At 64.9% G+C, this 627-nt stretch carries 1 protein-coding gene; it reads right to left on the reverse strand.

Features of this window, described 5'->3' with window-relative positions; translation table 11 throughout:
* A partial coding sequence (locus F0Q45_RS26530) for an IS110 family transposase (RefSeq protein WP_149656653.1) occupies window positions 1–539 on the reverse strand: 539 nt, incomplete at its 3' end.
* Between the last annotated feature and the right edge of the window lie 88 nt (window positions 540–627).

Genomic DNA, 627 nt, shown 5'->3' on the forward strand with positions numbered 1-627 from the left:
GCGTCGGCCAGCGCCACCTTGGCCAGTCGTTTTCGACCACCGACTCCGAACAGGTCCGACACCGCGATCGATACCCCGGCTTTGGCCAGTACGGCATGGACCTGGGCTTTAAGCCCGGATCGGATCGCGATGAGCTTGGCTCGGTAACGCACCAGCTCCCGCAGCTCGCGTGTCGCCGGTGGCGCGATCCAGGCCTCGGGCAGTCGACCCATCCGCAGCAGATCAGCCAGATCGCCGGCGTCACGCACGTCGTTTTTCACCCTTCGGTAGCGAAACCCTTTGACCCCCAGTGGGTGTGCCAGATGCACCCGCGCTCCGTGGGCTTGCAGCACATCGACCGCCCAGTACCAGCCGTACGTTGCTTCCAGCACCACCTCGGGGCCGGCGCCGGCGTCCTCGAGTTGCAGTCCCAACGCGACCGGGTCGTTGACGATCCGTACCGCCGAGAGCAGCTCACCGAACTCGGATTGACGCACGATCACCGACCGCTGCCGATGCAGATCGATCCCAACGAACTGCTTGCCGTCATACTCGTTCATAGGGGCCTCCCATGATTCGTGGAAAGTGAACACCCCCAGCATCCGCCGGGAACCTCACGAGGAGCGGAGGCCCCGCCCCTTCATCGCA

The organism is Mycobacterium simiae (genome assembly GCF_008370645.1).
In the GTDB taxonomy this organism is placed as follows: domain Bacteria; phylum Actinomycetota; class Actinomycetes; order Mycobacteriales; family Mycobacteriaceae; genus Mycobacterium; species Mycobacterium simiae_A.